Source organism: Mesorhizobium sp. PL10, assembly GCF_053714315.1.
The window spans coordinates 1-21,003 of the sequence record NZ_JBSKBR010000039.1; the positions used below are offsets into that span (position 1 = coordinate 1).

Sequence of the window (21,003 nt, forward strand, 5' to 3'; positions counted from 1 at the left end):
GTAGTGGTAACACGCGCCGGCGCGCGCCTAACATGCTGACTTAATAACTTATTCTTACAGGCGGTGTTTAAGTCGGGCAAAAGCAAAGCAGCGGGCAGGAATCCGCCGTAGTCGCGAAGGGCTCGTACTCGGCACTCCGACAAAGGCGGCCACCAATACTCTTGTCGGCTTTGTTAGCTAGTCCGCGACACCGCGAGATGTGGGCGTTCGCCGACACTACCGTGGTGCCTTAGCCCTCTGAATTTGTCTAAGAAATTGCGTTCGCGTTCCGCTGTGCAGTTGGCACAAATTTTGAAGCTTGCTCCGCTAGCAAGAGCTGCCCCGGTATTCGTTTTCGGAGCAAGGCTCGTGGGTAATGAGTGGCAATATTCGCCTGCATAACCGCAATCCCGAGGATTCTATTGTCTGAGTGAGGACAGTTCATGCTTAGCGAGTGTAGGCCCAAAATCGCTATCTGCCTTCGAACAAATGGAATCGACCGTGATGTCATATTCACGTTGCTTTCCCATCCGGTTCAGAAGAGCTGCAAGAGCCATTTTCGAGGATGAGAATGTGCTCACGGACCGGGGTGGGGGATGGGGAATGACGCTCAAATTGATCGGGGCCGGTTTCGGCCGCACCGGCACATGGTCGACCTTTGCCGCGCTGAACAAACTTGGCCTGCCCTGCTACCACATGCAGGAAGTGATCATGAACAAGGCCAACACAGGCCATCTCGATTTCTGGCGCAAGGTGGCCAACAGCCCGCCCGGTTCACAGCAGGACTGGGGAAAGGTGTTCGCCAATTACACGGCCACGGTCGACAATCCCGGCTGCTGCGTGTGGCGCGAACTGATGGTGGCCTACCCCGACGCCAAGGTGCTGCTGACATTGCACCCACGCGGCGCCGAGGCATGGTACGAAAGCACGATCGACACGATCTACTTCACCGAGAACCTGTGGCAGTTCAAGATCCTGGAATGGCTCACCCCGTTCGGCCGCAAGTTCGGCGACATGTCGCGAAAGCTCATCTGGGGGCGCACACTGGCCGGCGTCATGGGCGACCGCGACAAGGCGGTAGCCCGCTACAACGCCTATGTCGACGAGGTGAAGGCGGCCGTGCCGCCGGAAAAACTGCTGGTGTTCAAGGTCAGCGAAGGCTGGGGCCCGCTCTGCCATTTCCTCGACGTGGCGCAGCCGAGCGAACCCTTCCCAAACCTGAACGACCGCGAAATGATCAAGAAGATCATCGGCGACATCATCAAGGGCTCCTACATCATGCTGGGACTGACGGTAGCGGCCATCGCGGTGGTGATCGCGGCATTGTGGTGGCTGGGGTAACCGCAAGCTGGGGCGGGCGTTGGTCGGCCGCTTCTCGGGCCCGTTGCGCGCTTCGATGCCGCTGGTCGCAGGCATCTGCGAGATGCCCGCGCTGACCTTCCAGATGGCCAACGTCAGCGATCATCTGGGCTGGGCATACTGGCGCCCGGCGTCTTCGGCCTCAAATGGCTGCAGCAGTGGATGTAGCGGCTTCGCGGCGCACGAGCAGCTTGTCGATGCGCCTCCCGTCCATCTCGAGGATTTCGAAGCGCCAGCCCTCGTAGGTAAAATGTTCGCGGGCTTCGGGAAGATGTCCGAGTTGGAACAAGGCGAAGCCTGCGATGGTGTGGAAATCGCCCTCCGCAGATCCCGGCCGAAACCCGAGCCGTGCGAAGGCGTCGTGCGCCAGCATCATGCCGTCGATCAGCAGCGAGCCGTCGTCACGCTCGACGATGTCGGGGGCCTCGCCTTCCATGTCCGGCAGGTCGCCGGCGATGGCTTCGAGCAGATCGGTCTGGGTGACGATCCCTTCCAGGCTGCCATATTCGTCGAGGACGATGGCGAGTCGCACCGGCGCTCTCTTGAACTGGTCGAGCACGCGGAAGATCGGCGTTCCCTCATGCACGATTACCGGTTCGCCGATGACGGCCATCGGATTTAAAGCGTTACCGTGGAGCACCTGGTCGAGAAGATCCTTCTTCAGGACCATGCCCAGCGGCTCGTCGATGCCGCCGCGCCCGACCAGGAGCTGGTCGTGGCGGCAGTCGCGGACAGCGCGGAGCATCTCCTCGAGGCTGTCATCGGCGTCGATCCAGTCGACGTCGCGTCGCGGCGTCATGATGTTGGCGATGCGGCGGTCGCCTATGTTGAAGACGCGCTCGACCAGATCCTGCTGCGCCTGCTGCAGCATCCCGGCCTCCTGGCTGGCGGCGACGAGCAGTTTAAGTTCCTCGGGCGAATGCAGCGGTTCCTCGCCCGTTCCCGGCCGCAGCCCACAGAGGTGCAGCACGAGGTTACCGAGACGGTTGAGGCCGATGATTGCTGGGCGCAACAGGAACAGGAACAGTCCGAGCGGGCGCACCGCCCGGAGCGCGGTCCCCTCGCTGCGCTGGAGCGCCAGGCTCTTGGGCGCCAGTTCACCCAGCACGATATGCAGCGCGGTGATGATAATGAAGGAAATGACGACCGCGATGGCGTGCGAACCGAATGTCGCCAGCGATCCCGGCAATGCGTTCAGCAGCGGCTCGATTAGATGGCCGAGCGCGGGTTCGCCGACCCACCCGAGCGCGAGCGAGGATATTGTGATGCCGAGTTGGGTGGCCGCGAGGTTGGCGTCGAGATTGTCGACGGCGCGCTTCAAGGCGTTTGCATTGAGCCTGCCGGCATTGACCAGTTCGATCACGCGGCTGCGGCGAACCGCCACAAGTGAAAATTCGGCCGCTACAAAGAAACCATTGGCGGCGACGAGGGCAAATACGGCCAGTATCCCGAGTGAATCGTAAATACCGCCATCGATATTGGACATGATCTCCTTTTGGGCGGAATGCCGCCACGCGTGATGATTGGCAATCACTCGTAACAGGGTTTTGTGGCATTCCTGCGGGGTGCGGATGGATGAGTGTGACCAGCGTTTCTTTTGCGGCCGGACTTCACGCCGACGAGCCTAAATGTTCGCTTGGGGCTGGGTGACCCGTCTCACAGTATGCAGGTATCGAGGGTTGCGAGAGCGATCCCTCTCGTAGAGCCTCATGCATAGGAGACGGGCCATGGACGAGACTATCACATATGTCGGATTGGATGTTCACAGAGAAACGATGCGGTGGCGTTTGCCGATGGCGGTAAGCGCGGTGACGTGCGCGCGTTTTGGCCAGATCGAAAACACGCCCACGGCCTTGGCCCGCATGCTGACGAAGCTTTCGCAGCCGGGCGAACGCTGAAGTTTTGCTACGAAGCAGGACCTTGCGGCTACGGCATTCAGCGGCAGCTTTCCGAGGCTGGCCATGACGGTGTGGTCGTTTCGCCCTCCCTGATCCCGCGAAAGCCGGGCGATCGCTTCAAGACAGACCGCCGAGATGCGAACAATCTGGCAAGGCTTCATCGCGCTGGTGAGCTCAGCGCCGTCTGGATCCCCGATCCTGCCCATGAGGCGATGCGCGACCTGGTGCGGGCACGCCTGGCTGCGGTGTGCAGTCTGCGGCAGGCGCGCCAGCAACTCAGCGGATTTCTGTTGCGCCACGGCTGCCACTATGGCCGTCCGGCCTGGACGCAGATGCACCGTCGTTGGCTGGCCGGCCTTCTTCGCGCAACCGGCCCATCACATTGTGCTCGAGGATCACATCGCCATGATCGAGGCGGCAACAGACCGCCGGGATCGGCTGACAAAGCACATCGAGATGATGTTGAGCGACTGGTCGTTGGCCCCGGTCGTTCATGCTCTGCAGGCTTTGCGCGGCATGGCTTTGGTCACCGCCGCAATGGAGTGGGAGGAACATCCGCCCGAAGTCCGCCGAGGGAGCTTCCCGACCTCTGCCCGACGGAGGCGATCGGTCCGCGAAAAAAATCACCCTCCCGAGGTCGGATGGCACGTTCAAGGTCGCGTGACTGCTTGGTTTCGCGACGATCCCCAAATCGCACCCCGGCGCCACGCACAAGAATTCCAAGGAGAAAAACACTGGCTTCGCATCATCTCAGGGCCGGACGCGCGTGAATGTTGTTCCCTCTCCTGACCAGGCCACTCGGGCTTCAAACGCTGGCGCCCGATAGTCGGTGTTTCGTCCTCGAATGGTTCGCTCTCTCCCGTCATGGCGTCTCCAGTTCTATTCCGAGGCTCCGGCACCGGCCTGCGTAAGCTGCTGTGCCATCACCCGGTGGTCTGATCGCGTCGAATGTGGACGATGCCGAGATCTTGGCTGCGATGCTTAGGATGGCTTCAAACTCTGGATCACGCTAGGAGGGAACCATTGCGCCCATTCGACTTTCCTGGTGCGATCTCAATGCCGTCTTGTTGCGGATCACACTGCATCAGTCGTGCCAAATGAGAACCCCTCTAATTACAACGGGCTCCGCCGGAACTGCTACGTCCGATGTCCGACACTTCGTTGCACTTCGCACAATCCTGCACAGTGTGTGCTCCATGCCCCTGCTGTACTGTGCCAGCTATGCGAGCCAAACCTGCCACGACATTGCACCAGCCCCAAGCTCCGAAGACTTCTTGAACTTGGTCATTCTCTCATTCCTTTGCCTCAACCCGCTCATTAAACCGTCTGCCGCTGTCGTGACCAGGTATCTGTAACATTCTATTTGCTGGCTATGCCGTCCGGAGCCTCGGCGACGAACCCAAGACTGTTGCGAGCTTCCCCAATGGCAGCAAGGCGGGAATACCGCTCCACGGCTGAGCAGGAGCCGACAGGGGATGGCAACTCTGGGGAGCCCGGCTGGAGGCATAATTGCGCTGGCAGACCCGTTTTCACTCTGTCGTTGAGCAGATTTCGGGTGAAACGCACAACACGGATCGCCTTACCGTCGGATTTGGGAGCCAGCCCTACTTCGCCGCCGCATCGGATTGGAAGTTCGGTCAAGCGGTGGAATGTCAGGGCCGACACAAGGCACGCCCACCCTTGTGTCCGCACTTGGCCGCCTCAGCCGGCGGCAAACTCTCTTATCTTTCCGATCCGAGCCTCGGGCTCCTGCTGCTCAAGGGCGGCACACGGGCTGATCCCGCGGAATATGTGTGATGCCGAGATGCTGCTTAAGCCATCCGCGTCTGCAGGCCAGTCCGGCGATCGAGCGACTGCAGCAGCACCGCGACAGTGAACGCCAGCAGGGCGAGCACCGCGCCCACCAGCGGCAAATTGGCGTAGGAAACGCCCGCGGACAGCGCCACGCCGCCGATCCAGGCGCCGCCGGCATTGCCGACATTGAAGGCGCCCTGGTTGAGCGTGGCGGCAAGGTTCGGTCCATCGGACGCTGCCTCGACGACGCGGATCTGCAGCGGCGGCACGACGACGAAGATGAGCAGGCCCCACAGGAAGACGATGCCGACGGCAACGCCGGCGATCGCGCCGAACTGCATGAAGCCGACGAACAGCAGGGCCATCAGCAGCAAGGTGGCGATCACTGTCGGCATCAGTTTCCAGTCGGCCAGCCTGCCGCCAATGACGTTGCCGATGGTCATGCCGGCACCGAAAAGCAAAAGCACCCAGGTGACCGCCGCGGTCGGCAGGCCCGACACGTCGGTGAGATAGGGTTTGATATAGGTGAAAACGGCGAAAAGGCTGGCCGAGGTCAGCGCCGCGATCAGCATCGCCAGCCACACCTGCAGCCTGCCGAGCACGCGGACTTCCGCGCGCAGGCCGCCCCCGCTTGGCTCGGCGACATCGGACGGCACCAGCCATGCGATGGCCGCGACCGAGATCAGGCCGATGCCGACCACGGCCAGGAAAGTAACCCGCCAACAGAAGGCTTGGCCGAGTGCCGTTCCAGCGGGAACGCCGAGGATGTTGGAGAGCGTCAATCCCACGAACATCATCGCCATCGCGCTGGCGCGCTTGTTGCGCGGCACCAGGCTGGCGGCGACGACAGAGCCGATGCCGAAGAAGGCGCCATGGCCGAAAGCGGTGAAGACACGCGCGGCCATCAGCAGCCAGTAATTGGGCGCGATGGCGCAAAAGAGATTGCCGACGACGAACAGGGCCGCAAGCCCGACCAGCACCGGCTTGCGCGGCAGATGCGCGGTGGCCATGGCCACGACAGGCGCGCCGAAGACGACGCCCAGCGCGTAGCCGGTGACCAGCAGGCCGGCCGAGGGGATCGTGACGCCGAGATCGGCGGCGACCTCCGGCAGCAGGCCCATGATGACGAATTCGGTGGTGCCGATGCAGAAGGACGCAATGGCAAGCGCAAGGATCGGCAAAGGCATGGGCGTCCAGACGCTCAGGGACATTCGCGGACGGCCACGCAAGCATCGTTCCAAACGAGAGGTGGTGCCGAAACAGACGATTGGGTCGATCCAGCGACGTCGCATATCCGACATCGGACATCGGACCGAATGCCGCGCGGCTCCGTACGGCGAAGGCTTTCCGGCTGAGGTGCCGATGCCGGCCTAGGCCGCTGGTGCCGTTGTCGTTCCGACCGCGCGGCAAAGCATCTTATCAAATCGCGCAAGAAAGGCGAGGCTGCAGGCAGCGTGCTTCGGAGCTTGGTACAAGTCACGGAGATGAGGCTACACGTCAACCGGCGCGGCGCCCGCAGGCGGCGCTGGGACGATCTGTCGAGTTGGCGGCTGGCAAATCGGCCGGTTAAGAAACGTTTTTCGATCAATCTTTCGGTGGTGCTTGACCCAGATCAAGGCTTGTCCGTTTACGGCATGCTCTCGTCATCCGCGCTTCAAGGAGAATGATATGGCGGCGGAAACTTTTTCGGTGGTTGGACTTTACATTGACAGTGATGGGCTTGGGCTTCTTCGCAATCTCGTCATTAAGCACGCAAGCTGTGGCTGTTCCTGGTCGAAACCGGGTGGTCAGCCGCTACCACACTGCTATTTAGCCCAGCCGAAAACCTGAAGCGTCAAATATGAGATGACGGCCGGTGATCAACGGGATCATGAGCGCAGGTCCAGCTTCGTTCTGATCTTGCAGCGGCTCGCCCGCGACGTAGGGATGTTGTTTCAGCGTTGTCTGCCAGATCGTTAGAAAATCCACGCCCTTGAACCGCGCTGTGTTGCACTCCCGGACAAGCTTCGAGACGATGTCGGCCATGTATCACCTACTGAATGTCGTTTTTTTGGAAGAATCATGTGGACGCGCGCGGCGGGCATTGACCTGGATCAACGTCGCAAAAATTTCTTGTCTCGAGAGGCAAAATGCCGAACCGAGCCATCGGAAAACGGTCGGGCAAGTCTGCTGTTCACATGTTTCCCTTGGCCCGCACAGCGGCGGCGTTAGCGCAAGATGACCAGCTTTGACATAATTGTGGTCGGGGCCGGCCCGGTTGGACTGGCGTTTGCCGCGTCGCTTGCCGCAAGTGACCTCAAGGTCGCGTTGATCGAACGCCGGTCGATGGCAGATCTGGCGCAGCCCGCCTTCGACGGACGCGAGATTGCACTCACTCACGCTTCAGTTAAGATTCTACGAGAGCTCGGCGCATGGGATGGCATCCCCCATTCGGAGAAATCGCCCCTGCTCGGTGCGCGTGTGCTCAACGGATCGAATCCTTTCGCCCTGAGCTTCGACGCGCCTGCGGGAAGCGCGAAGCCGCTGGGGGTTCTCGTCTCCAACCATCGGATTCGCAGTGCCCTTTTCAGCGTTGTCCGGACACGGGAGCATGCACGTGTGTTCGCTGACTGCAACGTCGTCGCCGCTCACATCAAACGCGGTGACGCGACGGTGACCTTCTCAGATGGTCGACAGCTCCACGCCCAGCTTCTCGTGGCGGCGGATTCACGCCTGTCTGTCCTGCGCGATCTGCTGGGCATTGCCGCCGACGTCAATCGGCTCGGCTGCTCGATGCTGATCTGCCGTGTGCGTCATGAGCTGCACCATCACCGCATCGCGACGGAATGGTTTGATGATAAGCAGACGATCGCGATGCTGCCGCTTGCGACTGGCGTGTCGTCACTGCTTGTGACACTTCCCGCAAACGAGGTTTCCCGGCTTGTCCTGATGAACGATGCTGCTTTTCTTGCGGAGATGACCCAGCGCTGTGGCGGACGGTTGGGTAAGATGTCGCTGGCCAGCAGCCGCCACGCCTACTCACTCGTCACGACTTGGGCAGACAGGTTCTGGATGCCGCGCGCCGCGCTCATCGGGGATGCGGCTGTCGGCATGCATCCGGTCACAGCGCATGGCTTCAACATCGGCCTTGGTGGTCAGCATCAGCTTGCTAAGGGAATTCTGACGGCTTGGCGCAAAGGAACCGATATCGCCGATCCAACCCTGCTTCGCCGATACGAAGCCCGGCTAAGGCTGAGCGCCGCGCCGCTTTACCACGCGACCAACATGCTGGTTAAGCTTTATACAGACGATCGCCCGCTGGCGCAGGTCGCAAGGCATGTTGGCCTTCGGCTCGGTCAAAATCTGCCATTTGTCCGACGCGGAATTTCTGCCGTGCTGAGGCGCTAGCTTCGGTTTTAGAGACGGGACCCCGTTCTGCGCACGGTTTGCTCGGGCAACACAGTCCATGATTGGTGTTCAAGATGGCGAGCACCTGTGGCCCAGACGTGTCCACCGCAGCCACTCAGACAGACGGCCACAGAATACCTGCCTGTTCCCGTCTCAAGGTATTGTCGAATTTCGCCGCCACAGTCCTGACAAGGGGACGGCTCTCCTGCGGCACGACAAAATTATTGCCGTCGGCTTGTAGCAGCCTGCCTGAGCCGCCGATCGCGACGCGGCTTGCCTGACGGAGGACCCTTTGGCCGACCCGACCGAAACGCTCTACCAAGTCGAGCGCCGAGAAAGCGAAGTCGCACATCAGGCGCTCGATGACCCTGCCCCTTGCCAATTGGCCGGCAACCGCAGCCTTCTCTTACTCGCCAGTCACAACCATATTCGGGGCGTAGCCTTGCCGGAAGCGGCTGATGGAGGATGGGCCAAGACCGATCAGGGTTTCGCAGTTGTCTTCGCCTGTAGCCTTGGAAGTTGCGGCGTAGGCTGCCCGTGCGCGCCGCGATGGCGAGCAAATCGTGCGGCCTGGCAAAATGATCAAGCCCGATCGCCTCATGGCCGGCTCGCACGATGATCCCGCGGCAAGCTGCGACTGCGCCAGCCGTTCGGCGGAATCGGGCAGCCAGGCCTCGTCAATCATCGTTTGCTGCTTCTTGACCCACGGCACATGAGCATGGCCGTACACCGCAACCCTGTCGGGCTCCAGCGTCAAGGCGTGCGCGACTGTCGCGGCGACGCTTCAAGCGTCTGGTGCGGCAGTCCGTAGAGCAGGTCAAGATTAACCGATTCACGCCGCGGGCGCGTACGCCGTCCACCACACTCTTGGTCAGGCGGAAACTCTGCTCGCGATTGATGGCCTTCTGCACCTTGGGATGGAAATCCTGTACGCTCAGACTTGCTCTCGTCATGCCGATCGCGCCGAGCGCATTGAGACGGGCTTCGTCGATGTCGCGGGATTCGATTTCGACGCTGAAGCTGGCATCGGGGCAAAGATCGAACCGGTCGCGTAAGGCTTTTCCGAGCGCAAGTATGTCGTAGGGTTTCAGGATGGTCGGGGAGCCGCCGCCAAAATGGACAGCACGCACGTCGGCCCCTGCCCCTTATGAGACGCCCGACCGTTTCGATCTGGCAATGTAGAACGCGCAGGAGGGTTGCCACCGGCGCATAATGCCGCGTAGGTGTGGCAGGCGCAAAACCAGCACAGCGTGTTACGATAGGGAATGTGGAAATACAGCGACAACTCGTCGTCGCCTTTGATGGCATTGATCCAGCCTCGAAGCAGACCGGCATCGACACCAGAATGAAAATGTGGCGCGGTCGGATAGCTCGTGTAACGCGGCACGGTCTCGCGCAGCATGACGGTCAGTTCGGGACGCGTGCCGTGGGTTGCTGTTTCATGCATGAGGGCAACTTGCCCTCTGCAAACCGCGGCCGCCTTGATTTCGATCAACGGTGCCGAGGCAGGACAAACTGACGCAACACCTGACGCGGCAGCGGTGCTATCTTGCCGCCACCATTTTTTCCGTACGGGCCGTGTGATGACCATCCGACAAGACGTTCAAAGCGATGTCCTTCCTCTGCTTTGCCGATCCTGCGATGCGCGGAACTACGGGCTGTGCGGCGCGCTCGAGCCCAATCAGTTGGTCGACTTGGCCAAGGCCTCGTCGAGACACAGCGTTCCGCCCGGAACCGAGCTGGTCGGAGACGCCGAAGCGATCGAAACCTATTCGAACCTGCTTTCGGGCGTCATAAAGCTGACCAAGGGTCTTGCGGACGGACGCCAGCAGATCGTCGGGCTTCAATTCGCGCCCGATTTTGTGGGCCGGCCGTTCAAGTCGGAAAGCGAGATCAACGCGGAGACCGCGACCGAAGTCTCGCTGTGCTCGTTCCCGAAAGCGGCTATCGAGCGGATGATGAGGGAGGCACCAGCTCTAGAACACCGCCTGCTCAAGCAGACACTGATGGAATTGGATGAGGCTCGCGAGTGGATGGTGACTCTGGGCCGTAAGACGGCGGCTGAGAAGGTAGCGAGTTTTCTCTTCCTGATCGCGAGGAATATCGACCCGGCGACGGACACCAGCAAGGGATCGGCAACTTTCGATCTGCCGCTCACCCGCGCCGATATCGCCGACTTTCTCGGCCTGACGGTCGAGACCATCAGCCGTCAGCTGACAAAGCTTCGTGCCGACGGCGTGATCCAGATTAAGAACAATCGTCATGTCGTGGTCGGTAGCGTGAGCCGGCTGCAACGCTGTTCGGGCACTTGGGCGTGTTCTGACGCTTAGGTCTCCGGTCGGTTCGCACGATTTTGCTTTGCGACAACTGGCAGGACGTGCTCGCGTTCGAATGCGATGTGTCGCCGTGACGCACAAAAAAAGGCCCGTAACATGAAGCCGAGGGCCTCAGGGTTGGTGATGCGACCCCCATGCCCGATTGTCAGCAGGGTATCGGTTAGATCCTGTGCCGCGCACTCATCCTCGATGTGCTCGGCCCGCAAGCGACGTAGCGAAGCCATCGGCTTGCCATCAGTTGCGTCTCTCGCAAACGCAGGAAAGAGATGCTCTTCCTCACGGGCATAGCTTATGCGCAGCAGCGGCACCAATTCTTTTGCCATCAGCAGGCACCTCGACCGATTCACCGAGGGCAATCCGTCGGCTATCGCTTCCAGCTCGTCGTAGATCCGCAACTTGCGATCGTGCAAGAGACAGACATCCCCGCACGGTCGGCTGCCATGAAAGCAGCCTTCGACAAACGGCCAGGCTTTGCATCTAACGACCACTGAAGATTTGCAGCTGGCCATGTGGGCGCCTCCGCGTGAGTTCAGAACGCAGAATTGTCCGACTGACGATCATCGCCCTTGACATAGATCAAGGCGCCAACACGCCGTTTACGGGATTAGTGGGGAGCGGACCCGCGTCCGCATCAAATCCGCCGTCAGGGACATGTCATGAAATTCGGCAGAGAAATCTTCGCCCTGAGCTTGTTCGCCTTCGCCGCTCTGGTGGCGGCCGGTTTCGGCATAGACGAACCTTTCCGGCAACATATGTGGGTGTTGTTTTTTGTTCTTGCCGGTTTCACGGCCGTTCTGCTGCGCAACATCGAACCGGCAGCTCCGATTGATCGATCGGCCTATATGGATGGGCCGATCCGCCACGGTGCCATCGCCACCATGTTCTGGGGCGTCGTCGGGATGCTGGTTGGCTTGGCCATTGCGCTGCAGCTGGCCTATCCGGACCTCAACATCCAGCCCTGGTTCAATTTCGGCCGCTTGCGGCCCCTTCATACATCCGGCGTCGTCTTCGCCTTCGGCGGCAACGCGCTTATTTGCACCTCGCTCTATGTGGTGCAACGAACCTGCCGTGCCCGGCTGTTCGGCGGCAATCTCGCCTGGTTCGTGTTCTGGGGCTACCAGCTCTTCATTGTCATGGCAGCGACCGGCTACCTGCTCGGCATCACCGAGAGCCGCGAATACGCCGAGCCGGAATGGTATGTCGACATATGGCTGACCATTGTCTGGGTCGCGTACCTGATCCTTTTCCTCGGCACCATCCTGAAGCGCAAGGAACCGCATATTTACGTCGCCAACTGGTTCTACTTGTCCTTCATCGTGACCATCGCGATGCTGCATGTGGTCAACAATCTGTCGATGCCTGCTTCCTTCCTCGGTTCCAAAAGCTACTCCGCCTTCTCCGGTGTCCAGGACGCCCTGACGCAATGGTGGTACGGGCATAACGCGGTCGGTTTCTTCCTGACGGCCGGCTTCCTCGGCATGATGTACTATTTCGTGCCGAAGCAGGCCAACAGGCCGGTCTATTCCTATCGGCTGTCGATCATCCACTTCTGGGCGTTGATCTTCCTCTACATCTGGGCCGGACCGCATCACCTGCATTACACCGCCCTGCCCGATTGGGCGCAGACGCTCGGCATGGCGTTCTCGATCATGCTGTGGATGCCATCATGGGGCGGCATGATCAACGGCCTGATGACCTTGTCAGGGGCTTGGGACAAGATCCGCATCGACCCGATCATTCGCATGATGGTTGCCGCGATCGCCTTCTACGGCATGTCGACCTTCGAAGGTCCGGTCATGTCGATCAGGACGGTGAACTCACTGTCGCACTATACAGACTGGACCATCGGCCATGTTCACTCGGGCGCGCTCGGCTGGGTCGGCATGATCTCGTTCGGCGCGCTCTACTACATGGTGCCAAAACTGTGGAACCGCGAACGTCTTTATTCGCTGCGCCTCGTCACCTGGCACTTCTGGCTGGCGACACTTGGCATCGTGGTCTACGCGGCCGCGATGTGGGTCTCCGGCGTCATGCAGGGGTTGATGTGGCGCGAATACGACGAGCAGGGATTCCTAGTCTACTCCTTCGCCGAAACCGTCGCTGCCATGCACCCCTACTATGTCATGCGGGCCCTGGGGGGCGCGATGTATCTCTCGGGTGCCCTGATCATGGCCTGGAACATCGCCATGACCATTCTTGGCCGCCGGCGCGAAGAGCAGCCATTGCCGGGTTCCGTGTCCGCTTTCCAGCCTGCCGAATAAGGAAGCCAAACATGGGCTTGATGGCCAAACACGCCCTCATCGAGAGAAACGCCACGCTCCTCCTCGTTGGCTCGCTTCTTGTGGTGACCGTCGGCGGCATCGTCGAGATCGCGCCGCTCTTCTACCTCGACAACACGATCGAGAAGGTGGAAGGCATGCGCCCCTATTCGCCGCTCGAACTTGTCGGGCGCAACATCTACGTGCGCGAAGGCTGCTACCTCTGCCACAGCCAGATGATCAGGCCGTTTCGCGACGAGGTCGAACGGTATGGGCATTACAGCCTGGCGGCCGAGTCGATGTACGACCATCCCTTCCAGTGGGGTTCGAAACGCACCGGTCCGGACCTGGCGCGCGTCGGCGATCGATATTCCAACGAGTGGCACACGCAGCACCTGACGAACCCGCGCTCGGTCGTGCCTGAATCGATCATGCCGAGCTATGGGTTCCTCAAGGACGCCCAAATCGCCGTGAAAGACTTCTCAACGCATCTCGTGGCGAACGCTCGCGTCGGCGTTCCCTACACGCCAGACATGATCGCCAATGCCAACGCCGATCTGAAAGCACAAGCAGATCCTGCCGCCGACACGGCGGCCCTCGAAAAGCGCTATCCCAAGGCCAAGGTCGGTGATTTCGACGGCAATCCAGGCCAGGTCACGGAGATGGACGCGCTGGTCGCATATTTGCAGATGCTCGGCACTCTGGTCGATTTCAAGACCTATGATGATGCAGCTGGCTACCGCTAAGGGGGATGCATGGGCTATAATTTGATGCGGGAGTTCGCCGACAGCTGGGGCCTGGCTGGCATGGCGCTGTTCTTTGTCGGCTGCATTGCTTTTGCCCTGCGCCCAGGTGGTAGAACGCGGGCCGACCAAGCTGCCCGGATCCCTTTCAAGGATGACTGATCATGAGCCGCGAGGATATCGACGAAGTCTCTGGCATCTCTACGACCGGTCACGAATGGGATGGCATCAGGGAGCTTAACAATCCGCTCCCCCGATGGTGGGTGATTTGCTTCTATATCACCATCGTCTGGGCCATCGGCTATACGATTGCCTATCCGGCATGGCCGATGCTGACGTCCGCCACGAAAGGTGTTCTCGGTTATTCGAGCCGCAACGAGGTCAAGAACGAGCTTGCGGCCGCGGACGCGGCCAAGGACAAATATGTCGCCGGGGTCCAATCGAAATCCGTGTCCGAAATCCTTGCGGATGACACGTTGCGCGAATTTGCTGTCTCAGCCGGCGGCGCGGCGTTCAAGGTCAATTGCGTGCAGTGTCATGGCTCTGGCGCTCAAGGCTCCAAGGGCTTTCCAAATCTCAACGACGACGACTGGCTGTGGGGCGGTAAGGCCGAGGAAATCCAGAAGACCATTACCCACGGCATCCGCTTTGCTCCCGACCTGGATACTCGCCAGTCGGAAATGCCGGCCTTCGCAGACGTGCTTCAACCCGAGCAGATCAGCCAGGTCAGCGCGTATGTGGCTAGCCTTTCGGGGCCGGTGCGCGATAAGATCCTGGTTCAGTTCGGCGCCAACGTGTTCGCGGACAATTGCGCTGGCTGTCATGGCGAAAACGCAAAGGGAAACCGGGAGCTTGGGGCTCCCGACCTGACTGACGCGATCTGGCTTTATGGCTCGGGCGAAAGCGCAATCGCCGCGCAGGTCCGCGCACCCAAGCAGGGTGTGATGCCAGCATGGGAGGCCCGTCTGGGGGAGACAAAAGTGAAGGAGCTTGCGGTTTATGTGCATTCGCTTGGCGGTGGGGAATAGGAGAAGCGGCCTATTCACCACCCACCACCGTCAAGCGACGAGGCCCGGCTGTACAGCCGGGCCTCGACCTACCTTTCGGCTCGGGGGATTGAGTTGCATCAAGGCGGCACGGCCGCGCCTGCGGGAAGCTGCAGACTGCTCGACTGGAGGCGCGGTGCTGGACCAAAGGTAGATCGAACGGCGCGCAGCCGGGATGGCTCGGGGGAAAGCGCAATCGCCGCGCAGGTCCGCGCACCCAATCAGACCAGCATGGGAGGCGCGTCTGGGAGAGACAAAGTGAAGGAGCTTGCCGTTTATGTGCATTCGCCACCTCGACCTACCTTTCGGCTCGCGGGATTGACTTGCATCAAGGCGGCGCGGCCGCCCCTGCGGCAAGCTTGCTCGACGCGAAGCTGCAGACTGCTCGACTGGAGGCGCGGTGCTGGACCAAAAGCAGATCGAACGGCGCGCAGCCGAGGCTGTGAACTCCGCCAACGTTCGGCAACAGCTCTATGCAGCGCGCAAGAAGATTTTCCCGAAGAGTGCTTCGGGCCGTTTCCGCCAGTTCAAATGGCTGGTCATGGTGATAACACTCGCCATCTATTATCTGACGCCATGGCTGCGATGGGATAGAGGCCCCTTCGCGCCGCACCAAGCCGTCCTGCTCGATCTCGGGAACCGGCGCTTCTATTTCTTCTTCATCGAAATCTGGCCGCAGGAATTTTACTACGTCGCGGGCCTTTTGATGATGGCCGGCATCGGCCTGTTCATGGTCACGTCCATGGTCGGGCGGGCGTGGTGCGGCTACACCTGTCCGCAGACGGTCTGGGTCGACCTGTTCCTCTTCGTTGAGCGCGCGATCGAAGGTGATCGCAATGCCCGCATAAGACTTGAAGCCGGTCCCTGGAGCCCGCGCAAATTGCTTCTGCGTACAATCAAACATGCCGTGTGGCTGGTCATCGCAGTTGCCACAGGCGGGGCCTGGATCTTCTACTTTGCCGATGCGCCGAAGCTGCTCGGCGAAATCGCCACCGGCACGGCGGCACCCGTCGCGTATGTCACCCTGGCCATCCTGATGGGGACCACATACTTGTTTGGCGGGCTGATGCGCGAGCAGGTCTGCACCTATATGTGCCCCTGGCCACGCATCCAGGCCGCCATGCTCGACGAAAATTCGCTGACCGTGACATACAACGACTGGCGCGGCGAACCCCGTTGCCGCCATGCCAAGAAAGCCTTGGCCCCCGAACGGCCTGTCGGCGATTGCGTCGATTGCAATTCCTGCAGGGCGGTCTGCCCGATGGGTATCGATATCCGCAATGGCCAGCAGATGGAGTGTATCACCTGCGCCCTCTGCATCGACGCCTGCGATGGCGTCATGGACAAACTCGGCCGCGCGCGCGGGTTGATCTCCTATGCAACGCTGGCGGACTACAACGCCAACTTGGCACTGGCGACCGCCGGCGGCACCGGTGCCATCAACCCGGCGCTGATCAGGAACTCGAGCACCACCTTCCTCGAGGGTGTCACGCACGTCCATCTGCGCAAGATCTTTCGGTTGCGCAGCTTCATTTATCTCGGGGCGTGGTTGGCGATCGGATTGGTGCTCATCTCATGCCTGCTGACGCGTGAGCGGCTGGATTTGAATGTCCTTCACGACCGCAATCCGCAATTTGTAACGCTTTCGGACGGCTCGATCCGAAACGGCTACATCGTCAAATTGCTCAACATGATCCCGCAGCCGAGGACGATCGTGCTCACCCTGGAAGGGCTCGCCGGTGCGGAAATGAGTCTCGTCGGCGTCGACCTGCCAGCCGGCCGCTCATTCGCCGTTCCAATGGAGCCGGACCGGCTCACAATGCTCAAGGTTTTCGTCCGCCAACCGGCGAACAAAGTCAACAAACCGGTGCAAGGCTTCAAGTTTCGGATTGGGGACGAGGCAAGCTCTGAATCGGCCGAGTACACCGCCAGCTTCAATGCGCCGGAGATCGCGAGATGAAAGCCAACACGCAAAGTAGACGCGAATTCACTGGCAAGCATATGCTCCTGACAGTTCTCGGTTTCTTTGGCATCGTGATCGCCGTGAACCTGACCATGGCAACGCTAGCCAGCACGACTTGGACCGGCCTTGTGGTCGAGAACACGTACGTGGCCAGCCAACAGTTCAACGAGAAGGCCAGGGAAGGACGGGCACAAGCGGCACTTGGCTGGGAAGGCAGTTTGACCATTGTCTCAGGCGAAGTTCGCTACAGCGTTGCCGATGCTAAGGGCATGATGGTTCCGCTGCACGGCGTGCGGGTCCTGTTTCGGCACCCCGCCTACGACGCGCAGGACAGAGCTGTGACACTTGCCGCGGCCTCAGGTGGCCATGCCGATAGGCACGGGGAATTTGCCGCGCGTTATACGCCGAAAGATGGGGTCTGGATCGTCGAAATCGACGCCGATGCGGGCCTTGCTCTGCCATTTCGTGATGTTCGCCGCATCATGATCTCGAAGGGAGCGCTGCGATGAGCTGCTGCGCGCCGGGCGCCGGCGCGGCGCTGGTCGTCGTCGACGCAGCGTCCGCGCTGCCGTCAAGCGACGAGATCAAACTGGCCAGCCGCAGTCTGGGTGGCGACACGCATCAGACCGATCTGTCGTTACCGACAGTTCACTGCGCGGCCTGCATACACGCCGTCGAGACGGCTTTGGGAAAGCTGGAAGGCATCGAAAGCGCTCGCGTGAATCTATCCACCAAACGCGTGTCAGTGCGCTGGCGTGGCGACCAGGTGCCACCGATTTTCGCCACGCTCGGACGGCTTGGCTTTCAGGCGCATCTGTTCGACCCCGAGACCGCCAAGGAGGACAAGACCTTGTCGGACCTGATCCGGGCGGTTGCCGTTTCCGGCTTTGCCGCGGGCAACATTATGCTGCTGTCGGTCTCGGTCTGGTCCGGTGCGGAAGGAATTACCCGCGACCTCTTCCATTGGGTTTCGGCTCTGATTGCCATCCCTGCTCTCGCCTTCGCCGGCGGCATTTTCTTTCGCTCCGCCTGGAACGCATTGCGCCACGGTAGCATGAATATGGACGTGCCTATCGCAGTCGGCGTTTCGCTCGCCTACACGATGAGCCTCTACGGGACGATCAATCACCGCGATGACGCTTATTTTGACGCTTCCGTTTCGCTGCTGTTCTTCCTGTTGATCGGCAGAACGCTCGACCATGTCATGCGCGAGCGCGCGCGAACCGCCGTCAAAGGTCTGTCGCGACTTGCCGCGCGCGGGGCAGTGGTCGTACGGGCCGACGGCTCTCGCGATTACCTGCCGACAGAGGAAATCAAGGCCGGAATGCAGATCCTTGTGGCCGCAGGCGACAGGATCCCGGTCGATGGCAAGGTCCTAGCAGGGGCATCGGACCTCGATTGCTCCCTGGTCTCCGGCGAGAGCACGCCGCGACAAGCGTCGGCCGGGCAAATCGTCCAGGCCGGGGTACTCAATCTCACCGGCCCCCTGACGATCGAGGCCACCGCTGCCGCAAAAGACTCTTTCCTGGCGGAAATGGTTCGGCTGATGGAGGCTGCCGAGGGCGGACGCGCGAAATACCGCCGCATCGCCGATCGAGTCTCTGCACTCTATGCCCCGGTTGTCCACCTCACCGCCTTCGCTACATTCCTCGGATGGATGGTGGCTACGGGCGACTTGCACAGGGCGCTCACCATCGCGGTCGCGGTTCTCGTCATTACATGCCCGTGCGCGCTCGGCCTTGCCGTGCCGATCGTGCAGGTGGTCGCGGCGCGGCGCTTGTTCGATGCCGGCGTCATGGTCAAGGACGGTTCGGCCATGGAACGGCTGGCGGCCATCGACACAGCCGTGTTCGACAAGACCGGAACGCTCACTCTTGGACGGCCGCGGCTTATCAACGCGCTATCCATCGATCCGGCCATACTGGCAATCGCAGCCGACATGGCTACGCATTCTCGCCATCCGTACTCAACGGCGATCGCTGTCTTATCAGGTTCTTCCAATAAGCCGAGGCTTTCTTCGATCACCGAGCACCCTGGCTTCGGCATCGAGGCCACCAGGCAGGCGAACACTTGGCGCCTGGGCCGACGGGGATGGGCCGAAGGGAAAGCTAGGGCCGGTGGGGACTGTAAGTCTGGCGGCTACAGCGGGACGGTGCTTACGAGGAACGGTGTGACAGTCGCCTCGTTTGACTTCGAGGACGCCACGCGCGCCGACGCCGGGACCGCGGTAAAGGAATTGAAGGATGCTGGCGTATCCATCCAAATGCTGTCCGGGGATACCGCCAAAGCTTGCGGTGAGGTGGCCAAGTCCTTGAGCATCGGCAACTTCGTGCCGTCGCTTCTTCCTACCGGCAAGGTCGAGCACATCGAGGCACTGACCAGGGCGGGCCACAAGGTCTTGATGGTAGGCGACGGCCTTAACGATACACCGGCTCTGGCGGCTGCGCACGTCTCGATGGCTCCCGCCACCGCAGCCGATATCGGTCGCAATGCCGCCGATTTCGTTTTCCTGCGCGAGGGCCTTCTGGCGGTGCCTTTGGCATTGGATATTTCACGAAAGGCGGGCCGGCTGATCCGCCAGAACGTAGCCATTGCAATCGTCTACAACATCTTTGCCGTCCCTCTCGCCATATCAGGGTACGTGACGCCGCTCGTCGCGGCGGTCGCGATGTCCACCTCATCACTGATCGTTGTCGCAAACGCCATGCGGCTTCACGCCTTCACGAAGCGTGCGGGGCACGGGAATGTTCTGCCTGAAAAGGCCGCACGCCCTGACATGCTGGTCCAGTCCCGGTGACGATCCTTGTCTATCTCATCCCGGTTGCGCTCTTCCTCGGCGCGCTTGGACTGGCCGGTTTCCTATGGGCACTGCGTAGCGGCCAATACGACGATCTCGACGGTGCGGCAGAGCGCATCCTGATCGACCGGGACGACAAGCCGGACGGTTTTGACTGAACGCGCGACCATCTGGAAGTGAATTCCAGCCGCGGATCGCCGCGAGCTTATCGCAAGAGCTCTCTTGCCCAACTGGGAATTGGAATTCACCTGTCGGCCAAGCCACACGAGCTGGATTGCGGCTAATGTCTGCAAACCTCAGCCGTTGCGAAACATATAGCCGTAAGCGTTGATTGCCGGCGCTCCGCCCAGATGGACGTCGAGGACATTCGAACCTTCTGGAAAGAAGCCCTTTCCGGACAAGATCAATCAGGTCTTGCATCGATTTGCCCTCATAGACGGAATCTGTAATCATACCCTCGAGGCTGGCACACATACGGATTGCCTGCTTTGTTTCCTCCGACGGGATGCCATCATACGGGGATGCGTACTCCTTCAGCAGCACCACGTCGTCCTCGGTGAATTCAGTCCCAAGACCGACGAGCTTCGCGGTATCATTGGCAATTGCTAGTACTTGCGCGCTGGTCTGCTCGGGAGTTGCAGAGGCATCGATGCCGAGCACGTTGCGCTGTCGGCCGTCTCTGGCAAAGCCGACGATCATGCCGGCTTGCGTCGAGCCGGTGACCGTGCATGTGACGATATAGTCGAAGGTAAATCCAAGCTGCTTCTCTTGCGCGCGCACCTCCTGCGCGAACCGGATGTAGCCAAGGCCGCCAAATTTGTGCACGGAGCCCGCGGCCGGTATCGAGTAGGGTCTGCCGCCCCTTGCCTTGACCTCTTCGAGCGCCTGTTCCCAACTTGGGCGGATGCCGATATCAAAGCCGTGGTCGACCAGGCGCACCTCTGCTCACATGATGCGGCTCAAGAGAATGTTGCGGACTCGGTCGTAGACGACATCCTCGTACGGCACCCAGCTCTCCTGTACCAGGAGGCATTTCATGCCGATCTTGGCGGCGACCGCCGCGACCATGCGTGTGTGGTTGGACTGCACGCCGCCGATTGTGACAAGCGTGTCGGCATTTGACGCGATCGCGTCAGGGACGATGTATTCGAGTTTGCGGAGCTTGTTTCCGCCGAATGCGAGACCGGAGTGCAGTCGTCGCGTTTGGCGTAGATATCCACCTTTCCCCCAGATGTTGGCCGAGACGGTCGAGCTTCTCGATGGGGGTCTGGCCAAAGGTGAGCGGGGCAGATCAAGCTGCGGCGCTGTCGGCCGCAAGATGGGTCTGGCAGTTCTTCGGACAGACGCGAGCGCAGGCTCCGCAGCCGATGCAGCGGCCCGCTTGGTCGACGACCATGATCATGCGATTGAGCTCGCCATCGAAGTCGTCCTCGTCATCGCAGA

17 protein-coding genes and 4 pseudogenes are annotated in these 21,003 nt (G+C 60.8%); 14 read left to right on the plus strand and 7 right to left on the minus strand.

Annotated elements, in window-relative coordinates; all coding sequences use genetic code 11:
* Positions 1–582 precede the first annotated feature (582 nt).
* Entirely contained in the window at positions 583–1,320 is a 738-nt protein-coding gene (locus ACWGTO_RS30310; protein WP_454578437.1) for a sulfotransferase family protein, read from the plus strand.
* A 160-nt stretch (positions 1,321–1,480) separates the two neighbouring features.
* On the opposite strand, the gene ACWGTO_RS30315 is transcribed toward ACWGTO_RS30310, so the two are convergent.
* Positions 1,481–2,824 carry a hemolysin family protein gene (locus tag ACWGTO_RS30315; RefSeq protein WP_454578438.1) on the minus strand — a complete coding sequence of 448 codons (1,344 nt, stop codon included), beginning with the start codon at positions 2,822–2,824 and terminating at the stop codon, positions 1,481–1,483.
* Positions 2,825–3,065: 241 nt separating this feature from the next.
* Here ACWGTO_RS30315 and ACWGTO_RS30320 point away from each other — a divergent pair.
* Together ACWGTO_RS30320 and ACWGTO_RS30325 are read left to right on the plus strand one after the other, a co-directional pair.
* A pseudogene (locus ACWGTO_RS30320) lies at positions 3,066–3,773 on the plus strand (IS110 family transposase); the annotation flags it as partial.
* Positions 3,774–4,745: 972 nt separating this feature from the next.
* Entirely contained in the window at positions 4,746–5,033 is a 288-nt protein-coding gene (locus ACWGTO_RS30325; protein ID WP_454578439.1) for a hypothetical protein, read from the plus strand.
* 14 nt (positions 5,034–5,047) lie between these two features.
* Here ACWGTO_RS30325 and ACWGTO_RS30330 read toward each other — a convergent pair whose 3' ends face one another.
* Together ACWGTO_RS30330 and ACWGTO_RS30335 are read right to left on the minus strand one after the other, a co-directional pair.
* On the minus strand, positions 5,048–6,217 hold the full coding sequence (locus ACWGTO_RS30330) for an MFS transporter (protein ID WP_454578440.1): 1,170 nt from the start codon (positions 6,215–6,217) through the stop codon (positions 5,048–5,050).
* Between the two features lie 622 nt (positions 6,218–6,839).
* Positions 6,840–7,055 carry a hypothetical protein gene (locus tag ACWGTO_RS30335; protein WP_454578441.1) on the minus strand — a complete coding sequence of 72 codons (216 nt, stop codon included), beginning with the start codon at positions 7,053–7,055 and terminating at the stop codon, positions 6,840–6,842.
* Positions 7,056–7,247: 192 nt separating this feature from the next.
* Here ACWGTO_RS30335 and ubiM point away from each other — a divergent pair, with 192 nt between their 5' ends.
* Entirely contained in the window at positions 7,248–8,417 is a 1,170-nt protein-coding gene (gene ubiM / locus ACWGTO_RS30340; RefSeq protein ID WP_454578442.1) for a 5-demethoxyubiquinol-8 5-hydroxylase UbiM, read from the plus strand.
* Between the two features lie 122 nt (positions 8,418–8,539).
* On the opposite strand, the pseudogene ACWGTO_RS30345 reads toward ubiM, so the two are convergent.
* Positions 8,540–9,864, minus strand: a pseudogene (locus ACWGTO_RS30345) (radical SAM protein); the annotation flags it as partial.
* A 136-nt stretch (positions 9,865–10,000) separates the two neighbouring features.
* Between ACWGTO_RS30345 and ACWGTO_RS30350 the strand changes: the two are divergent.
* A complete protein-coding gene (locus ACWGTO_RS30350; RefSeq protein WP_454578452.1) occupies positions 10,001–10,747 on the plus strand; it encodes a Crp/Fnr family transcriptional regulator in 747 nt (248 codons plus the stop codon).
* On the opposite strand, the gene ACWGTO_RS30355 is transcribed toward ACWGTO_RS30350, so the two are convergent.
* A complete protein-coding gene (locus ACWGTO_RS30355; RefSeq protein WP_454578443.1) occupies positions 10,744–11,163 on the minus strand; it encodes a hemerythrin domain-containing protein in 420 nt (139 codons plus the stop codon). The genes ACWGTO_RS30350 and ACWGTO_RS30355 overlap by 4 nt on opposite strands.
* A gap of 246 nt (positions 11,164–11,409) precedes the next feature.
* Here ACWGTO_RS30355 and ccoN point away from each other — a divergent pair, with 246 nt between their 5' ends.
* The 9 genes and pseudogenes from ccoN to ccoS all read left to right on the plus strand — a co-directional run bounded on the left by ccoN (position 11,410) and on the right by ccoS (position 19,718).
* Positions 11,410–13,014 (plus strand): cytochrome-c oxidase, cbb3-type subunit I, encoded by a 1,605-nt coding sequence (ccoN, locus tag ACWGTO_RS30360; RefSeq protein WP_454578444.1) that lies wholly within the window; start codon positions 11,410–11,412, stop codon positions 13,012–13,014.
* A gap of 11 nt (positions 13,015–13,025) precedes the next feature.
* Entirely contained in the window at positions 13,026–13,757 is a 732-nt protein-coding gene (gene ccoO, locus ACWGTO_RS30365; protein WP_454578445.1) for a cytochrome-c oxidase, cbb3-type subunit II, read from the plus strand.
* A 9-nt stretch (positions 13,758–13,766) separates the two neighbouring features.
* Entirely contained in the window at positions 13,767–13,916 is a 150-nt protein-coding gene (locus tag ACWGTO_RS30370; protein ID WP_454578446.1) for a cbb3-type cytochrome c oxidase subunit 3, read from the plus strand.
* A 2-nt stretch (positions 13,917–13,918) separates the two neighbouring features.
* Positions 13,919–14,782 (plus strand): cytochrome-c oxidase, cbb3-type subunit III, encoded by an 864-nt coding sequence (ccoP, locus tag ACWGTO_RS30375; protein ID WP_454578447.1) that lies wholly within the window; start codon positions 13,919–13,921, stop codon positions 14,780–14,782.
* A 195-nt stretch (positions 14,783–14,977) separates the two neighbouring features.
* Positions 14,978–15,088 (plus strand): annotated as a pseudogene (locus tag ACWGTO_RS30380) (cytochrome-c oxidase, cbb3-type subunit III); the annotation flags it as partial.
* A 112-nt stretch (positions 15,089–15,200) separates the two neighbouring features.
* Positions 15,201–16,760 carry a cytochrome c oxidase accessory protein CcoG gene (gene ccoG / locus ACWGTO_RS30385; RefSeq protein WP_454578448.1) on the plus strand — a complete coding sequence of 520 codons (1,560 nt, stop codon included), beginning with the start codon at positions 15,201–15,203 and terminating at the stop codon, positions 16,758–16,760.
* Positions 16,757–17,272 carry a FixH family protein gene (locus tag ACWGTO_RS30390; protein ID WP_454578449.1) on the plus strand — a complete coding sequence of 172 codons (516 nt, stop codon included), beginning with the start codon at positions 16,757–16,759 and terminating at the stop codon, positions 17,270–17,272. Before ccoG ends, ACWGTO_RS30390 begins: the two co-directional genes overlap by 4 nt.
* Positions 17,269–19,560: a heavy metal translocating P-type ATPase gene (locus ACWGTO_RS30395; protein WP_454578450.1), complete on the plus strand. Its 2,292-nt coding sequence runs from the start codon at positions 17,269–17,271 to the stop codon at positions 19,558–19,560. Before ACWGTO_RS30390 ends, ACWGTO_RS30395 begins: the two co-directional genes overlap by 4 nt.
* On the plus strand, positions 19,557–19,718 hold the full coding sequence (gene ccoS, locus ACWGTO_RS30400; protein WP_454578451.1) for a cbb3-type cytochrome oxidase assembly protein CcoS: 162 nt from the start codon (positions 19,557–19,559) through the stop codon (positions 19,716–19,718). The genes ACWGTO_RS30395 and ccoS overlap by 4 nt, the downstream gene beginning before the upstream one ends.
* A 138-nt stretch (positions 19,719–19,856) precedes the next feature.
* On the opposite strand, the pseudogene ACWGTO_RS30405 reads toward ccoS, so the two are convergent.
* Together ACWGTO_RS30405 and ACWGTO_RS30410 are read right to left on the minus strand one after the other, a co-directional pair.
* Positions 19,857–20,821: pseudogene (locus ACWGTO_RS30405) on the minus strand (1-aminocyclopropane-1-carboxylate deaminase).
* A gap of 30 nt (positions 20,822–20,851) precedes the next feature.
* Positions 20,852–21,003: 4Fe-4S binding protein (locus ACWGTO_RS30410; RefSeq protein WP_454578453.1), on the minus strand; the 152-nt coding region annotated here is incomplete at its 5' end.